Here is a 15,965-nt window from a genome sequence, read left to right on the forward strand (position 1 = left end):
GCCGAATCGGACGGTTTTACGGGCATCGAATGATAAAATCGCCCGATGAAAAAAATCGTCATCCTGATTTCCGGGCGGGGAACCAACATGGAAGCCGTCGTGCGAGCCTGCGCGCGCGAAGGCTGGCCGGCCCGGGTGACGGCCGTGATCTCGAATCGGCCCGATGCCGCCGGACTTGCGTTCGCGGCGGCGAGCGATATTGCAACACATGTGGTCGATAATCGTGAATTCGAGACGCGCGAAGCCTTCGATCAGGCGCTTGCACGCAATATCGACAGGTTTGAACCGGATCTGGTCGTGCTTGCGGGTTTCATGCGCGTGCTGACCGACGCTTTTGTCGATCGTTACGCGGGACGCATGATCAACATTCATCCGTCGCTGTTGCCGTCTTTTCCAGGGCTGAAAACGCATCAGCAAGCCCTCGATGCCGGCGTGCGCGTACATGGCGCAAGCGTTCATTTTGTTACACCGGCGCTCGATCATGGTCCGGTCATCGCGCAGGCAGCGGTGCCGGTCCTGCCAGGCGACGACCCGGCCACGCTCGCCAACCGGGTGCTGGCTGCAGAACACATTATTTACCCACGCGCGGTGCGCTGGTTCGTCGAAGGGCGTCTTGCCATCGACGGCGAGCGTGTCGTGCTCACGCCACCAGAGCCGCAATGGCTCTTTGCCGACATTGCCGGGGAGGGCGTATGAGGCTTCATGGATTTTTGATAGGACAGACAGAGACGTTGCTGGCCGACGTTTTGCGTTTCAGCGGTCCGGCGGATGCCGCCACCAGCCGCTTCTTCCGCGCGCATCCCAAGCTCGGGCACAACGAACGCGGGGTGATCGCCGAAGCGGTGTTCGCGGTCTTGCGCCGGAAAATGGAGTTTTCGCATCTGGCGGAAAGCGGCGCGGGCAACCAGGCACGGCGTCTCGCGTTGCTGGGCTTGATGCAGACGGCGGGTTTATCGGCGGTAAAACCGTTCATCTCCGCCGACGAATACCAGTGGCTCAACCAGGTTTCGAAGATCGATCCGGGCAGTTTGCCGGTACGCGTGCGCACGAATCTGCCGCAGTGGATCTACGATTCCATGACCAAGCGCTTCGATACCGACGAGCTCGCCCAACTCGCCGCCGCGCTGAATTACCCGGCGCCGCTCGATTTGCGCGCGAACCCGATCAAGGCGACGCGCGATCAGGTGATCAAGACGCTGACCGAAGCGGGTATCGACGCCGGCGAAATGCCGTTCGCGCCGTATGGCGTGCGAGTTGACGGCAAGCCTGCGCTGACGCGCCTGCAACCGTTCCAGGACGGCTGGATTGAAGTGCAGGACGAGGGCAGCCAGCTGCTTTGTTCGCTCGTCGCGCCCCGTCGTGGCGAAATGATCGTGGATTTTTGTGCAGGCGCGGGCGGCAAGACGCTGGCGCTCGGCGCAATGATGCGTTCCTCGGGCCGTCTCTACGCTTTCGACGTTTCCGATCGGCGCCTCGCGAAGCTCAAGCCCCGCCTGGCTCGCAGCGGTTTGTCGAACGTGAATCCGGTGTTGATCGACAGTGAGCACGACGCCAAGATCAAGCGGCTGGCGGGCAAGATCGACCGTGTTCTCGTCGATGCCCCGTGTTCCGGCCTCGGCACGCTGCGGCGCAATCCGGACCTGAAATGGCGTCAATCGCCGGAATCGGTGGCCGAGCTGACGCCGAAGCAGCTTTCCATTTTGACCAGCGCGTCCCGGCTCGTGAAAGTGGGCGGCCGTCTCGTATATGCCACGTGCAGCATGCTCGAAGCGGAAAACGAAGGTGTCGTGACGCAATTTCTCGCAACGCATCCGCAGTTCAAGCTGGTTCCGGCGAAGGATGTGCTCGCGGAACAGCGCATCGACCTCGATACCGGCGACTATCTGCAACTGTGGCCACACAAGCACGGCACGGACGGATTTTTCGCGGCGGTGCTCGAACGGCTGCCAAATCCGGCAAAAGAGACGCCTCCGGAAGAGGTCGTTGCTGAATAAGTGGTATTTGCCTATGTCGACGACGGATTGGCGGCAATTCGTAGTCAAGCTTGCTAAACAGGGGAAATCGGCGTTGAGCGCACTAAACGCGACGGGAAATGAGCGGTCAAAATTCCCGTTGCTTTTGCGCGAAATCAAAAATTTCCTCCATCGACACAAAGACTTGGAACGCATGACGTAGAATGCCGTCGAACCACGTGCATAATCCTTTCATGCACCCAACAGCCGTCGATACTGTTTTCGTTCGGCTAAATTTCACCGCCTTTTAGGTAAATTGCCTTGCTGAATTCATCGCTTGAATTTTTCGCCAACGGTTTGCTGGACCTCACGTGGTGGCAGATCCTGTCGTTCACCCTCGTGATGACACACATCACGATCATCGGCGTGACCGTCTATTTGCATCGCTGCCAGGCGCACCGCGCGCTGGAGCTGCATCCGGTCGTCAGCCATTTCTTCCGTTTCTGGCTGTGGATGACCACCGGCATGCTGACCGGCCAATGGGCCGCGATTCACCGCAAACACCACGCCAAATGCGAGACCGAAGAAGATCCGCATAGCCCGCAAACGCGCGGCATCTGGAAAGTCCTGCTCGAAGGCGCCGAGTTGTATCGTTCGGAAGCCAAGAACGAGGAAACCATGCGCAAGTTCAGTCACGGCACCCCGAACGACTGGATGGAACGCAATGTCTACACGCGTTACCCGATTCTCGGCATCAGCATCATGATGGTTATCGACGTTGCGCTGTTCGGCATTGTCGGTCTGTCGGTCTGGGCCGTGCAGATGATCTGGATTCCGTTCTGGGCCGCAGGCGTGGTCAACGGTCTGGCTCACTGGTGGGGTTATCGCAACTTCAATTCGGCTGACGCGAGCACGAACATCTTCCCGCTCGGTATCCTGATTGGCGGCGAAGAGCTGCACAACAATCACCACACGTACGCGACCTCCGCGAAGCTGTCGAACAAGTGGTACGAATTCGATATTGGCTGGATGTATATCCGCATCATGTCGGCGTTCAAGCTGGCGAAGGTCAAGAAGATTGCGCCTACGCCGCGTTTGTCGACGTCGAAGCCGGTGCTCGATCACGACACGCTGCAAGCCGTGCTGTCGAATCGCTACGAAGTGATGGCGCGTTACGGCAAAGCGATGAAACGTGCGTATCGTCAGGAACTGTTGAGGCTGAAGGACGGCGGTTCCACCGACAAATATCAGTTGATGCGCGGTGCGCGCAAATGGGCGCATAAGGAAGAAGCGGGTCTCGACGAGCCGCAACGCCAGCAGTTGCCGGCGCTTTTCTCGGATAACCACAAGCTGCGCACTTATATTGAGCTTCGTCAGGATCTGGCTGCCATGTGGGACCGTTCCAATGCATCGCGCGAACAGTTGCTTGCGCAGTTGCAGGACTGGTGTCACAGGGCGGAGCAAAGCGGTATCAAGGCGCTGCAGGACTTTGCTTCGCGCCTTCGCCGGTACGCCTGAACGGCGACTTGAAACGCAAAACCTACGTCACTGATATCCGTTAAAATTTTATGACGTTACGAGACCCCGCTCTGGCGGGGTTTTGTCGTTTTGGAGCGGCCATATTGCGCGCCGTTTTCACGAGATTGGAGACAAGCAGCAATGGAGCAGACGATAAAAAGCGTCGAGTACGACCGGCCGCAAGGATTGACGTGCGGCATTGGTCAGGCATGGGCAAAAGTGCCCGATATGCCGTCGCGCGAAGAAAAGCATCAGTTGAAGGAGCGGATTCGAGCGTTGCTCGTGCGTGAGAAGGCGGTGCTCGTTGCGCACTATTACGTCGATGCCGAGCTACAGGAACTCGCCGATGAAACCGGCGGTTGCGTCGCGGATTCGCTGGAAATGGCACGCTTCGGGCGCGATCATGCGGCGCAGACGCTGGTTGTGGCCGGCGTGCGTTTCATGGGCGAGACCGCGAAGATTCTTAGCCCCGAAAAGCGCGTGCTGATGCCCGATCTCGACGCCACGTGTTCTCTCGACCTCGGTTGTCCCGCCGACGAATTTTCAGCTTTCTGCGATGCAAATCCCGACCGGACGGTCGTTGTGTACGCGAACACCAGCGCGGCCGTGAAAGCGCGCGCGGACTGGATGGTGACATCGTCGATTGGACTGGAGATCGTCGCCGATCTTCATGCGCGCGGCGAAAAAATTCTTTGGGCGCCGGACCGGCATCTGGGCTCGTACATCCAGAAAAAAACCGGCGCCGACATGCTGTTGTGGCAAGGCTCGTGTCTCGTGCACGACGAGTTCAAAGGCGTCGAGCTCGACCTGCTGCGCGCCGAATATCCCGATGCTAAGGTCCTCGTCCATCCGGAATCGCCGGAAGGTGTGGTTGCGTTGGCGGACGTTGTTGGATCGACCACGCAATTGATCGATGCCGCCGTGAAGCTCGATGCGAAGCGTTTTATCGTCGCGACGGATCTCGGGATTCTGCACAAGATGCGCCTTGCGGCGCCAGGGAAAGAATTCATCGAGGCGCCAACGGCCGGCAACAGCGCGAGCTGCAAGAGTTGCGCGCATTGCCCGTGGATGGCCATGAACGGCTTGACCAATCTCGCCGCGGTTCTCGAGCGCGGCAACAACGAGATTATTGTCGACCGTGCGATCGGCGAACGGGCGCGTGTTCCTATCGACCGGATGCTCGATTTCGCCGCGCGCCACAAGAAGCGCGTGCAGGCAAGCGGCGATCTGGCGAAAGACGGGTCGTTATTTTCAAACGTTGGAGCGGCGTGAATGTCTTCTGCAAGTCAGTTGGTCAGTCCTTTATTCGATGAAATCCGTGCCCATTACGGTGCGGCCTTCGAGCACGCGCTGGAGCGCAACGTGACCGATGCGCTTGCCGAAGATATCGGCGATGGCGACCGCACCGGACTTCTTGTGCCGGCGAAGATCGAACGGACGGCGCGGATCATCGTTCGCGAAGAAGCGGTGCTGTGCGGCGTGCCGTGGTTCGAAGGCGTGATGCGGCGCGTGGATGCATCGATTCGGGTTGAATGGCTTTATCGGGAGGGTGCGCGCATGCGCGCTGATTCGCCCGTCGTGCTGCTGCGCGGTCCGGCGCGCGCCTTGTTGACGGCCGAGCGTAACGCGTTGAATTTTTTGCAATTGCTGTCCGGCGTGGCGAGCGCGACGCGGCGTTATGTCGATGCCATTGAAGGCACGCGCGCGCAGATCCTCGATACCCGCAAAACCCTGCCCGGCTTGCGTCTCGCGCAGAAATACGCGGTTCGTGTGGGCGGCGGCGCGAACCAGCGGCTGGCGCTTTACGACGGCATCCTGATCAAGGAAAACCACATCGCAGCGGCGGGCGGCGTGGGCGCGGCGATGGACGCGGCGCTCGCGCTGAACGCCGGCGTGCCCATTCAGATTGAAGTCGAAACGCTGGCGCAGCTTGAAACGGCGCTGGCGCATCGGGCAGAATCAGTTCTCCTCGATAACTTCAGCTTCGACGCCATGCGTGACGCCGTGCGCCTGACGGCCGGGCGCGCGGTGCTGGAAGTATCCGGTGGCGTGAATTTCGACAGCGTGCGCACGATCGCCGAGACCGGCGTGGACAGGATTTCCATCGGCGCGCTGACGAAAGATGTTCGCGCCACGGATTATTCAATGCGTCTGGAATAATCCGCCTCGACCTCAATGCATGACGATCATGGCGTGCAACGCGCCATGATCCTGAGCTCCCTCCCGCTTTCCTTGCCACGTCGTGTCTAGACAACTTTGTGACGTTCCCTGCAAGGTGCGCTGTTTCTCCTCCCAGTTACCGCCGCCAGCCATCGTAACTTCTGCGTAAGCCTTATCCATCAAGACGCTCGGTATTTTCCCTAGCTTTTCCCGCTTGCGTGCAAAAACCGTTGCAAGCCCTTTTTGTTCAATGCATGCTTGTCTATACAAGTTGGCGATCCGCCAATCGGTCAATCACTTATTTTCGGGAAAGTGGCTCAACATGACAGGCAAAATGAACTTGCTGGCTCGACTGGTGGCATCGGCGGCCGTTGGTGTCATCGCATTCGGCGCCGCGAGCGCACAAGCGAAGGACTGGAAATCCGTCACGATCGCCACCGAAGGCGCGTACGAACCGTGGAACCTGACCTTGCCGGGCGGCAAGCTCGGCGGCTTCGAGCCGGAACTGATTCAGAACGTCTGCGACCGCATCAAGATCCAGTGCAAGCTCGTCACGCAAGACTGGGACGGCATGATTGCAGGTTTGCAAGCGGGCAAGTTCGACGTGCTGATGGACGCGATCTCGATCACGCCGGAACGCGAAAAGATCATCGCGTTTTCGAAGCCTTATGCGTCCACGCCCGCAGCATTCGTGGCTTCCGGCGACGCGCCCGCCGCGCTCGCCAAGCAGCCGGGAGCCGGGCAGGTCGTCAAGCTCACCGGCGACGCAGCCCATGACAAAACCACCGTCGACGCACTTCGCGTGGCGCTGAAGGGCAAGACCATCGGCATTCAGTCGGGCACGGTGTACACCAAGTTCATCGATACGAACTTCAAGGACGTCGCCACCATCCGCGAATACAAAACCGCGCCGGAGCATGATCTGGATCTGGTGGCGGGCCGCATCGACGTAGCGTTCGATGACAGCACGTACTGGGCATCGGCGTTCGCGAAGCCGGAAAACAAGGGCCTGGCATTCACGGGACCGAAGATTTCCGGACCGGTCTGGGGACCGGGCGAAGCGCTCGCATTCCGCCAGTCCGACAAAGACCTCGTAGCGAAATTCAACGAAGGCATTGCTGCGGCGCTCGCCGACGGCACCGTCAAGCGTCTCTCGATGAAGTGGATGAAAGTCGACGCCACGCCTTGATCTGATCACGGCCCATCAACGCTCGAAGAAGACGCACCACTGCAGGAGATAAACGATGAATCTGGTTCAACTACTCGGCTTCGGCGAGCAGGGTTGGGGCGGCGCGTTGCTGATCGCGCTGCTCATGACCGTGCTTCTGACCATCGCCGCGCTCGCCGTGGGCGCTGTGTTCGGCGCAATGGTCGCGTCGGCGAAACTGTCGCGCAGCCGCACGCTGAGGGTCATCGGCGATGCTTATACAACGCTGTTTCGCGGCATTCCCGAACTGCTGATCATCTATCTCTTTTACTTCGGCGGTTCTTCGGTGATCACCGCCGTCGGGCAGTTTTTTGGCGCCGATGGGTTTATCGGCGTGCCGCCGTTCGTGGTCGGCGCGCTCGCCATCGGGCTGATTTCGGGTTCTTATCAGGCAGAGGTTTATCGGTCGGCGGTGCTCGCGGTATCGCGTGGGGAAATCGAGGCGGCGCGCGCAATCGGCATGTCGACGCCCACGATGTGGCGGCGCGTCCTGATCCCGCAAGTCGTGCGATTTGCGCTGCCGGGAATCGGCAACGTGTGGCAGTTGAGCCTCAAGGATTCGGCGTTGATCGCGGTAACAGGGCTCGCCGAACTGATGCGCACGAGCCAGGTCGCGGCCGGATCGACTCACCAGTACTTCACCTTCTATGTGGTCGGCGGCGTGCTTTATCTGGTCCTCACGAGCCTCTCCAACCGGGTCTTCGATCGCGCCGAGGCACGTATCGGCCGGTCGTTTCGCGGCTCGCTCGCGCGCCATTAAGACACACGTTCCCAAGCGAATCCGACCATGAACATCGATTTCGAATTTCTCGGCGATACGTTGTCGAAACTCCTCGCCGCCGTCCCGACCACGCTGGGGCTTTTTTTCGCCTCGCTGATTGTGGGCGGGCTGCTTTCCCTCGTGATCGTCGCGATGCGCGTAAGCCCGAACTGGGCGATCAACCGTTTTGCGCGCGGCTACATCCTGGTGTTCCGCGGCTCGCCGCTCCTGATCCAGATGTTTCTCGTCTATTACGGGCTCGGGCAGTTTCCGGCGGTCCGCGCGAGTATCGTCTGGCCCGTGCTGCGCGAACCGTACGCGTGCGCAATCCTCTCGCTGGCGTTGTGCACGGCCGGCTACACCGCCGAAATCATTCGAGGCGGTCTGCAATCCGTGCCGCATGGCCAGATTGAAGCGGCGCTTGCGTGCGGCATGTCGCGCTGGACGGTGTTGCGCCGGATCATCGCGCCGATAACGCTGCGCTACGCATTGCCCGCGTATTCGACCGAAGCCGTGCTCCTCGTCAAATCGACGGCGCTCGCAAGTCTCGTCACGGTTTGGGATGTGACCGGCGTCGCGCAGCAGATCATTCAGCGAACCTATCGGACGATGGAAGTTTTCATCTGCGCCGCGGCCATCTATCTCGTGCTGAATTTCATCATCGTGCGTGCGCTCGGGATGCTCGAAAAGAAGCTCTCGCCGCATTTGCGCGACCGCAATGGCTCGGCGCCGAAGAAGGCCGCTTCATCGCCTGCTTCGCTCGAGGCGGCGACGGTGCCGAACACGCATATCGATTCCTGAAACAGAGGGAGAACTCATGAACACCCGCAATTCCATCGCGCTTTCGGCGAGCAACATCCACAAGTCTTTCGGCGATGCGCACGTGCTCAAGGGCATTTCCCTCGATGCGCACGAAGGCGATGTGATCTCGATTCTCGGCGCGAGCGGCTCGGGAAAAAGCACGTTCCTGCGCTGTATCAACATGCTCGAAACGCCCGACGACGGCGAAGTGAAACTGGCGGGCGAAGCCATCGAAATGAAACGTGGCCGCGACGGCCGCCTGCAGCCGGGAAACCGCAAACAGGTCGACAGGATTCGTTCGCAGCTCGGCATGGTGTTCCAGAGTTTCAATCTCTGGTCGCATATGACGGTGATGCAGAACGTGATCGAAGGACCGTTGCGCGTTCAGAAGCGCACGCGCGCCGAATGCGTCGAGGAAGCCGAACAATTGCTGACTAAGGTCGGTCTGTACGAAAAACGCGATGCTTATCCCGCGCATTTGTCGGGCGGTCAGCAACAGCGTGTTGCGATTGCGCGTGCGCTGGCCATGCACCCGAAGGTCATGCTCTTCGACGAACCCACGTCCGCGCTCGATCCCGAACTCGTGGGCGAAGTGCTGCGCGTGATGCGCGCGCTCGCCGAAGAAGGGCGGACCATGCTGGTCGTGACGCATGAAATGGGCTTTGCGCGGCATGTATCGAACCGGGTGATGTTCCTGCATCAAGGACAAGTCGATGCCGAAGGCGCGCCCGACGATCTCTTCAATGGACGATGTTCGGAGCGCTTCCAGCAGTTTGTATCGAGTCATCATTCCCGTACTGCTAACTAATTTGCAAGCGAGGTTGACGTGCTGGCCAGTTCCCTTTTACAGGCGCCATCGATTGATTCCGTGGTCATCGGCGCCGGGTTGAACGATGGTATCGATCATGGATATAAAACGGCCGTGGTGAATCTCGATGCGCCTCTCGGCTGGCGCGATATCGCGCGGATCGCGAACGGCGCGAAGCTGGTTTTATCGCCCGATGCACGCGCTCGAATCGATCATGCGCGCGCGCTGGTCGAGCAAATCGTCGAGCGCCGGATTCGCGCTTATGGCGTGAATACGGGTGTGGGCGCGCTGTGCGATGTGGTCGTGTCGCCGTCCGAGCAGCGCACGTTGTCGCGCAACATTCTGATGAGTCACGCGGTTGGCGTGGGCGAACCGCTGCGGCGCGAGGAGACGCGCGCGATCATCGCGGCGGCTGTCAACAATTTCGCGCACGGGAACTCGGGCGTGCGGGTCGAGCTGGTCGATCTGCTCGTCACGCTGCTCGATAGCGGCGCAATTCCCGAAGTGCCGGCGTTCGGTTCGGTCGGTTATCTGAGCCATATGGCGCATATCGCGCTGGTGTTGATCGGCGAGGGATTTGTCCGCGATGACAACTCCAGCCGTTGCAGCGCGGCGCATGCGCTGCAACGGCTCGGGCGCGAACCGCTGGTGCTCGAGGCGAAGGAAGGCCTGAGCGTGGTCAACGGCACGCCGTGCGTGACGGGGCTTGCGTCGCTCGCCCTGGCGCGCACCGAACGCCTGCTGCAATGGGCCGATACCATTTCCGCGATGACCTTCGAAAACCTGCGCGGCCAGGCCGCTGCGTTCGACAGCGATTCGCTCGCGCTGCGGATATCGCCGGGATTGTCGGTCGTGGGCGCGCATTTGCGCGAGCTTCTTGCCGACAGCGGAATCATCGCGGCATCGTTTGGGCGCAGCACGCAGGACCCGCTGAGCTTGCGCACGATTCCCCATGTTCACGGCGCGGCGCGCGATGTGTTCGCAACCACCGCCGAAGTCGTGAACCGCGAGCTGGCCTCCGTCACCGATAACCCCGTGGTCACCGGCACGCTCGCCGCGCCGCGCGTGTTTTCGCAGGCGCATGCTGTGGGTGCGTCCATCGGCCTCGCGATGGACAGCCTGAGCACAGCCGTTGCCGAAGTCGCCGCGATGGCCGAGCGGCGTATCGACCGGCTGGTGAATCCGCTGGTAAGCGGCCTACCCGCGTTTCTCGCCGATAGCGGCGGCACGTGTTCCGGCTTCATGATCGCGCAATACACGGCGGCGTCGCTCGTCGCGCACAACCGGCGGCTCGCGATGCCCGCGAGTCTGGACGGCGGCATCACGTCCGGTTTGCAGGAAGACCATTTGTGCCACGCGACGCCGGCTGCACTGAAGGCGCTGGAGATCATCGCGAACGCGGAGCGGATTTTTGCCATCGAATTGCTCGCGACAACGCAAGCCTACGACCTGCAACCCGCCGACCTCGCGCGCGCGCCGAAAACGGACGCGGTGTACCGGAGCGTGCGTGCGGTGATCTCGCGGTATCGCGACGACCGTCCTCTCGCCGGCGATATCGCCGCTGCCGTTGCTTTCGTCTGCGAAGCCGCTCCAGCGTTTTGAATCCTGCTGTATAGACAGATTTATGCCGCTATTCAATGGCGGCTTTTCCTTTTATTTCGCTCGCCGACGCCCGCCTGGCTTGATTTTCGTTTCATTAAAGTAAACCCCTACGCGATTGCATAAAGCTTCACTTGCGCTCCTTTTTATTTTAATTCAGACTTGTATATACAACTTGCCGACCGACGCGTGAACCTTACTGAAAGCCGCGCCACTGGTCCCAGGTCACCGAATATTTTCCATCCTGTCCGAGGAGTGCCTTGATGAAAAACCACAATCCGCGTCCCCTGCGCGCACCGCGCGGCACCGAGCTCACGTGCAAGAGCTGGCTTACCGAAGCGCCGTATCGGATGTTGCTGAACAATCTCGACCCCGAAGTCGCCGAGAATCCGGACAAGCTGGTCGTGTACGGCGGTATAGGCCGCGCTGCGCGTAACTGGGAATGCCTCGACAAGATCCTGGAAACGCTGCAACGCCTGGAAAGCGATGAATCCCTGCTCGTGCAATCGGGCAAGCCGGTCGGCGTGTTCAAGACGCATGCCGATGCGCCGCGCGTGCTGATCGCGAATTCGAATCTCGTGCCGAAATGGGCGACCTGGGAGCATTTCAACGAACTCGACCGCAAGGGTCTGTTCATGTACGGCCAGATGACGGCCGGAAGCTGGATCTACATCGGCAGCCAGGGGATCGTGCAAGGTACGTACGAAACCTTCGTGGAAGCGGCGCGCCAGCATTTCAACGGCAGCTGGAAAGGCCGCTGGATCCTGACGGCGGGCCTCGGCGGCATGGGCGGCGCGCAGCCGCTCGCGGCGACGCTGGCGGGGGCGGTATCGTTAAATATTGAATGCGATCAGACGCGTATCGATTTCCGCCTGCGCACGCGTTACGTCGATAAACAAGCGCGAGACATCGATCACGCGCTCGAACTGATCAAGCAGCACACGGCCGCCGGCGATGCCATTTCCATCGCACTTTTAGGCAATGCCGCCGAAGTGCTGCCGGAGCTCGTGGGCCGCGCGAAAGCCGGCGCCATCAAGCCGGATCTGGTCACCGATCAAACCTCGTCGCACGATCTGATCAACGGTTATCTGCCGGCCGGCTGGAGCCTGGAAAAGTGGCGCGCGGCTTCGCTGGATGCATTGCAACACGCGGAACTCAAGGCCGCCGCGCAACGTTCGTGCGCCCAGCACGTCCAGGCCATGCTCGATTTCCACGCAATGGGCATCCCGGCCGTCGATTACGGCAACAACCTGCGTCAGGTCGCGTTCGACGACGGCGTGAAAAACGCCTTCGATTTCCCCGGCTTCGTGCCCGCGTACATCCGCCCGCTTTTCTGCGAGGGCAAGGGCCCGTTCCGCTGGGTCGCGCTTTCCGGCGATCCGGAAGACATCTACAAGACCGACGCCAAGCTCAAAGAATTGTTCCCGCACAACGCCGGCATGAATCGCTGGCTCGATATGGCGCGCGACCGCATCGCGTTCCAGGGTTTGCCGGCACGGATTTGCTGGCTGGGCCTGGGTGAACGTCACGTTGCCGGTCTCGCGTTCAACGAGATGGTCAAGAACGGTGAGCTGAAAGCGCCGATCGTCATTGGCCGCGATCATCTGGACACGGGTTCTGTTGCAAGTCCGAATCGCGAAACGGAAAGCATGAAGGACGGCACGGACGCCGTGTCCGACTGGCCGTTGCTGAACGCGCTTTTGAACACGGCCGGCGGCGCGACGTGGGTCAGCCTGCATCATGGCGGCGGCGTTGGCATGGGATATTCGCAGCACGCGGGCATGGTGATCGTTGCAGACGGCACGGACGCTGCCCACAAGCGTCTCGCGCGCGTGCTGGTCAACGACTGCGCGTCGGGCGTGATGCGTCATGGCGATGCCGGTTACGAGCAAGCCATCGAATGTGCTAAAAAGTTCGGTCTCGACCTTCCGTTCATCACGACCTGATATGTCATTTGCTTTCAGCACCATCCGCGCGGCCGATTTGAAGGCCGTGCCGTGGAAAAACGGCGGCGGCGCGACGCGGGAAATCGCGGCGTCGCCGAAGGGCGCCGCGTTCGACGCATTCGACTGGCGCGTGAGCGTCGCGGATGTATCGGAGGCGGGCGCGTTTTCGGTGTTCGAAGGGATCGATCGGGTGCTGACGCTGATCGAAGGCAAGGAGATGGTGCTCATCGATTCCGACGGGCCGGAGTACGTTCTCTCGCGCTGGGATTCGGTCGCGTTCGCGGGCGAAACGTCGATCAGCGCAGAGTTGCCCCATGGTCCCACGCGCGATCTCAATCTCATGTTGCGGCGCGATCGCGTGTCGGGAAATGTGTCGGTGCGCCGCGCTGCCGAAGCGCTTCAAGTGGAGCAGGGCAGCGTGGTGCTGGTCTGCGCGCTGGGCGAATTTGCGGTGGATGGCGAGCGATTGTCGCAAGGCGATGCACTGGTTATCGATGCAAGCGAGAATGGCGCGCTGAGCATCGAGCCGCTTTCGCATGATGCGGTTCTGATCGACGTCCGCATCGTTTCAAAGGATCACGGCCATGGCCCTCGATAAAACCCTGCAGATCTGGCGCAACGCGCGTCTTTCGCCGCGCGCCGATCCGGCGGACATCGTGGAAAACGCGGCGATCGTCGTACGCGGCGACCGCATTGAATGGTTCGGCGCCGAAGCCGAAATGCCTTCTGCGTATGACGACGTTTCAAGCCACGATCTGCAGCAAAGAATCGTCACGCCAGGACTGGTCGACTGCCATACGCATCTTGTCTACGCCGGAAACCGCGCGGAAGAATTCGCGATGCGCCTCGAAGGCGCGAGTTACGAGGACATTGCGAAACGCGGCGGCGGCATCGTCTCGACGGTACGCAACACGCGCGCTGCGAGCGAAGACGAACTCTTCGCGCAATCGCTGCGACGCCTCGACGCGTTGCTCGCCGAGGGTGTGACGGCGCTGGAGATCAAGTCGGGTTATGGCCTGGATCTCGCGACCGAACGCAAGATGCTGCGTGTCGCGCGGCGTCTGGCCGAAACCCGGCCGGTGACGATCTCCACGACCTTCCTCGGCGCGCACGCGTTGCCGCCGGAATACGCCGGTCGCGCCGATGACTACATCGCCCACGTTTGCAACGAGATGTTGCCAACGCTCGCAGCCGAAGGCCTGATCGATTCCGTCGATGTTTTTTGCGAGCGCATTGCGTTCACGCTGGAACAAGCCGAGCGCGTGTTCGTTGCGGCATCGAAGCTGAATCTGCGCGTGAAGATGCACGCGGAACAGTTGTCGCTGATGGGCGGCGCGGCGCTCGCGGCGAAGCATCGTGCTTTATCGGCGGATCACCTCGAATTCCTCGATGAAGCCGGCGCCATCGCCATGCGCGAAGCCGGCACGGTTGCCGTGTTATTGCCCGGCGCGTTCTATTTCATCCGCGAAAAACAGCTTCCTCCTATCGATTTGCTGCGTCGCCATGGCGTGCCCATCGCGCTCGCAACCGACAGCAATCCGGGTACATCGCCGAGCACGTCATTGTTGTTGATGCTCAACATGGGCTGCACGCTGTTCCGGTTATCGGTGGCCGAGGTGCTGGCGGGCGTCACGCGTCACGGCGCAAAAGCGCTGGGTCACGCCGATGTCACCGGCGAAATCAAGCTCGGCGCGAAAGCGGATTTCGTCGCGTGGGACATCGAAACGCTTGCGGAACTGGCGTACTGGACCGGGCTGGAACGCTGCGCGCTGGTCGTGCGGCACGGCGCGGTCACTAAAGACAAACGGAAAACCGCATGACAAAAAACAGCCTGTTTGCAGAACACGCGCGCTTGCAGGACGGCTGGCGCCGCGACGTGCTGCTCGAATGGGACGAGCACGGCACGTTGTTAGCTGTCACACCAGACGCCACGCACGCTTCGGGCGTGCAGAAAGCCAACGGCCCCGTGCTCGCTGGCATGCCGAATCTGCACTCGCACGCGTTCCAGCGCGCCATGGCCGGGCTCACCGAATATCGTGCGAATCCCACGGATAGCTTCTGGAGCTGGCGCGACCTGATGTACCGCTTTGCGGCGCGTATTTCGCCGGACAGTCTGGGCGATATCGCACGCTGGCTTTACATCGAAATGCTGAAAGCTGGCTACACGTCGGTCTGCGAATTCCATTACGTGCACAACACGCCGGACGGCGCGCCGTACGCGAATCCCGCCGAAATGGCCGCGCGCGTGGTGGGCGCGGCCGAGCAAACCGGCATCGGCATGACCATGCTGCCCGTGCTGTATCAATACAGCGGATTTGGCGCGCGCGAACCCACGCCGGGCCAGGCGCGCTTTATCCACTCGCCGGAATCCCTGCTGGACGCGCTCGTTTCGTTGCGTTCAACGCAACCGGAAAACGGCAATCGCCGATACGGCGTTGCGCCGCACTCGCTGCGGGCGGTATCGAAGGAAAGCTTGACGCGCATGCTCGCCGGCCTCGACCGTGAATTTCCGGGCGCGCCGGTGCACATCCACGTTGCAGAACAGACGGCGGAAGTCGATGCCTGCCTCGACGTCCTGAAAGCGCGGCCGGTGCAATGGCTGCTCGATAACTTCAATGTGAACGCGCGCTGGTGCCTCGTGCACGCAACGCACGTCGATGAAAACGAAGTCCGCGCGATGGCCAGAAGCCGCGCCGTTGCGGGTTTGTGCCTCACGACCGAAGCCAATCTTGGCGACGGCATTTTCCCGACGCACGCTTATCTCGCCGATAACGGCCGCTTCGGGCTCGGCTCGGACAGCCATATCGCGCTCGACTGGCGCTCCGAACTGCGTTTGCTCGAATACGGACAACGTCTTACGCGACGCGAGCGCAACGTGCTGGCATCGGAGCAACAAACGCACGTGGCCGATCGTCTTTTCGATGCCGCCACGCAAGGCGGCGCGCACGCGACCGGCCGCGCGGTCGGCGCGCTGGAAGCGGGGCGCCGCGCGGATTTCATCGTGCTCGATCCCGACCATTCGGCGATCGCCGGCCAGGCGCCGGACGCGTGGTTATCGGGCGTGGTGTTCTGCGAGCATGGCGAGACGCCCGTGCTGGATGTTTGTGTCGGCGGTAAAGTTGTGGTCGAAGCGCGCCGGCATCGCGATGAACGCGAGGCGTTCGGGCAGTATCGGAAAACGCTGGCGGGCTTGCTCACATAAAGGAACGCATTC

General features: G+C 61.1%; 15 protein-coding genes. 14 read left to right on the forward strand and 1 reads right to left on the reverse strand.

Annotated features, from left to right (window positions below):
- The first annotated feature begins 45 nt into the window (after nt 1-45).
- The 5 genes from purN (at nt 46) to nadC (ending at nt 5,630) form a co-directional block, all read left to right on the forward strand.
- Nucleotides 46-696, forward strand: coding sequence for a phosphoribosylglycinamide formyltransferase (purN, locus tag ASG35_RS00785; protein ID WP_056351623.1), 651 nt, complete (start codon nt 46-48; stop codon nt 694-696).
- A complete protein-coding gene (locus ASG35_RS00790) occupies nt 693-1,994 on the forward strand; it encodes an RsmB/NOP family class I SAM-dependent RNA methyltransferase (protein ID WP_056351625.1) in 1,302 nt (433 codons plus the stop codon). Before purN ends, ASG35_RS00790 begins: the two co-directional genes overlap by 4 nt.
- 279 nt (nt 1,995-2,273) lie before the next feature.
- Nucleotides 2,274-3,470 carry a DesA family fatty acid desaturase gene (locus tag ASG35_RS00795; RefSeq protein ID WP_056351628.1) on the forward strand — a complete coding sequence of 399 codons (1,197 nt, stop codon included), beginning with the start codon at nt 2,274-2,276 and terminating at the stop codon, nt 3,468-3,470.
- 141 nt (nt 3,471-3,611) lie between these two features.
- Nucleotides 3,612-4,742, forward strand: a complete 1,131-nt coding sequence (nadA, locus tag ASG35_RS00800; RefSeq protein WP_056351631.1) for a quinolinate synthase NadA — start codon at nt 3,612-3,614, stop codon at nt 4,740-4,742.
- A complete protein-coding gene (gene nadC / locus ASG35_RS00805; protein WP_056351635.1) occupies nt 4,743-5,630 on the forward strand; it encodes a carboxylating nicotinate-nucleotide diphosphorylase in 888 nt (295 codons plus the stop codon). It abuts the gene before it with no gap.
- 12 nt (nt 5,631-5,642) lie between these two features.
- Here nadC and ASG35_RS00810 read toward each other — a convergent pair whose 3' ends face one another.
- Complete coding sequence (locus ASG35_RS00810) at nt 5,643-5,924, reverse strand: hypothetical protein (RefSeq protein WP_156392933.1); 282 nt, start codon at nt 5,922-5,924, stop codon at nt 5,643-5,645.
- Nucleotides 5,925-5,952: 28 nt separating this feature from the next.
- Here ASG35_RS00810 and ASG35_RS00815 point away from each other — a divergent pair, with 28 nt between their 5' ends.
- The 9 genes from ASG35_RS00815 to ASG35_RS00855 all read left to right on the forward strand — a co-directional run bounded on the left by ASG35_RS00815 (nt 5,953) and on the right by ASG35_RS00855 (nt 15,953).
- Nucleotides 5,953-6,819 carry a transporter substrate-binding domain-containing protein gene (locus tag ASG35_RS00815; RefSeq protein WP_056352837.1) on the forward strand — a complete coding sequence of 289 codons (867 nt, stop codon included), beginning with the start codon at nt 5,953-5,955 and terminating at the stop codon, nt 6,817-6,819.
- A 55-nt stretch (nt 6,820-6,874) separates the two neighbouring features.
- Entirely contained in the window at nt 6,875-7,597 is a 723-nt protein-coding gene (locus ASG35_RS00820) for an ABC transporter permease (RefSeq protein WP_056351642.1), read from the forward strand.
- Between the two features lie 27 nt (nt 7,598-7,624).
- On the forward strand, nt 7,625-8,398 hold the full coding sequence (locus ASG35_RS00825) for an ABC transporter permease (protein WP_056351645.1): 774 nt from the start codon (nt 7,625-7,627) through the stop codon (nt 8,396-8,398).
- Between the two features lie 16 nt (nt 8,399-8,414).
- Nucleotides 8,415-9,206, forward strand: coding sequence for an ABC transporter ATP-binding protein (locus tag ASG35_RS00830; RefSeq protein WP_056351648.1), 792 nt, complete (start codon nt 8,415-8,417; stop codon nt 9,204-9,206).
- A 90-nt stretch (nt 9,207-9,296) separates the two neighbouring features.
- Complete coding sequence (locus tag ASG35_RS00835; RefSeq protein WP_082508206.1) at nt 9,297-10,808, forward strand: HAL/PAL/TAL family ammonia-lyase; 1,512 nt, start codon at nt 9,297-9,299, stop codon at nt 10,806-10,808.
- Nucleotides 10,809-11,068: 260 nt separating this feature from the next.
- Nucleotides 11,069-12,751 (forward strand): urocanate hydratase, encoded by a 1,683-nt coding sequence (hutU, locus tag ASG35_RS00840; protein ID WP_056351651.1) that lies wholly within the window; start codon nt 11,069-11,071, stop codon nt 12,749-12,751.
- 1 nt (nt 12,752) lies between these two features.
- Complete coding sequence (locus ASG35_RS00845; RefSeq protein WP_056351654.1) at nt 12,753-13,349, forward strand: HutD/Ves family protein; 597 nt, start codon at nt 12,753-12,755, stop codon at nt 13,347-13,349.
- Entirely contained in the window at nt 13,336-14,571 is a 1,236-nt protein-coding gene (gene hutI, locus ASG35_RS00850) for an imidazolonepropionase (protein ID WP_056351657.1), read from the forward strand. The genes ASG35_RS00845 and hutI overlap by 14 nt, the downstream gene beginning before the upstream one ends.
- A complete protein-coding gene (locus tag ASG35_RS00855) occupies nt 14,568-15,953 on the forward strand; it encodes a formimidoylglutamate deiminase (protein WP_056351660.1) in 1,386 nt (461 codons plus the stop codon). The genes hutI and ASG35_RS00855 overlap by 4 nt, the downstream gene beginning before the upstream one ends.
- Nucleotides 15,954-15,965: the final 12 nt, after the last annotated feature.

Origin of the sequence: Burkholderia sp. Leaf177 (genome assembly GCF_001424345.1) — a bacterium.
GTDB lineage: Bacteria > Pseudomonadota > Gammaproteobacteria > Burkholderiales > Burkholderiaceae > Caballeronia.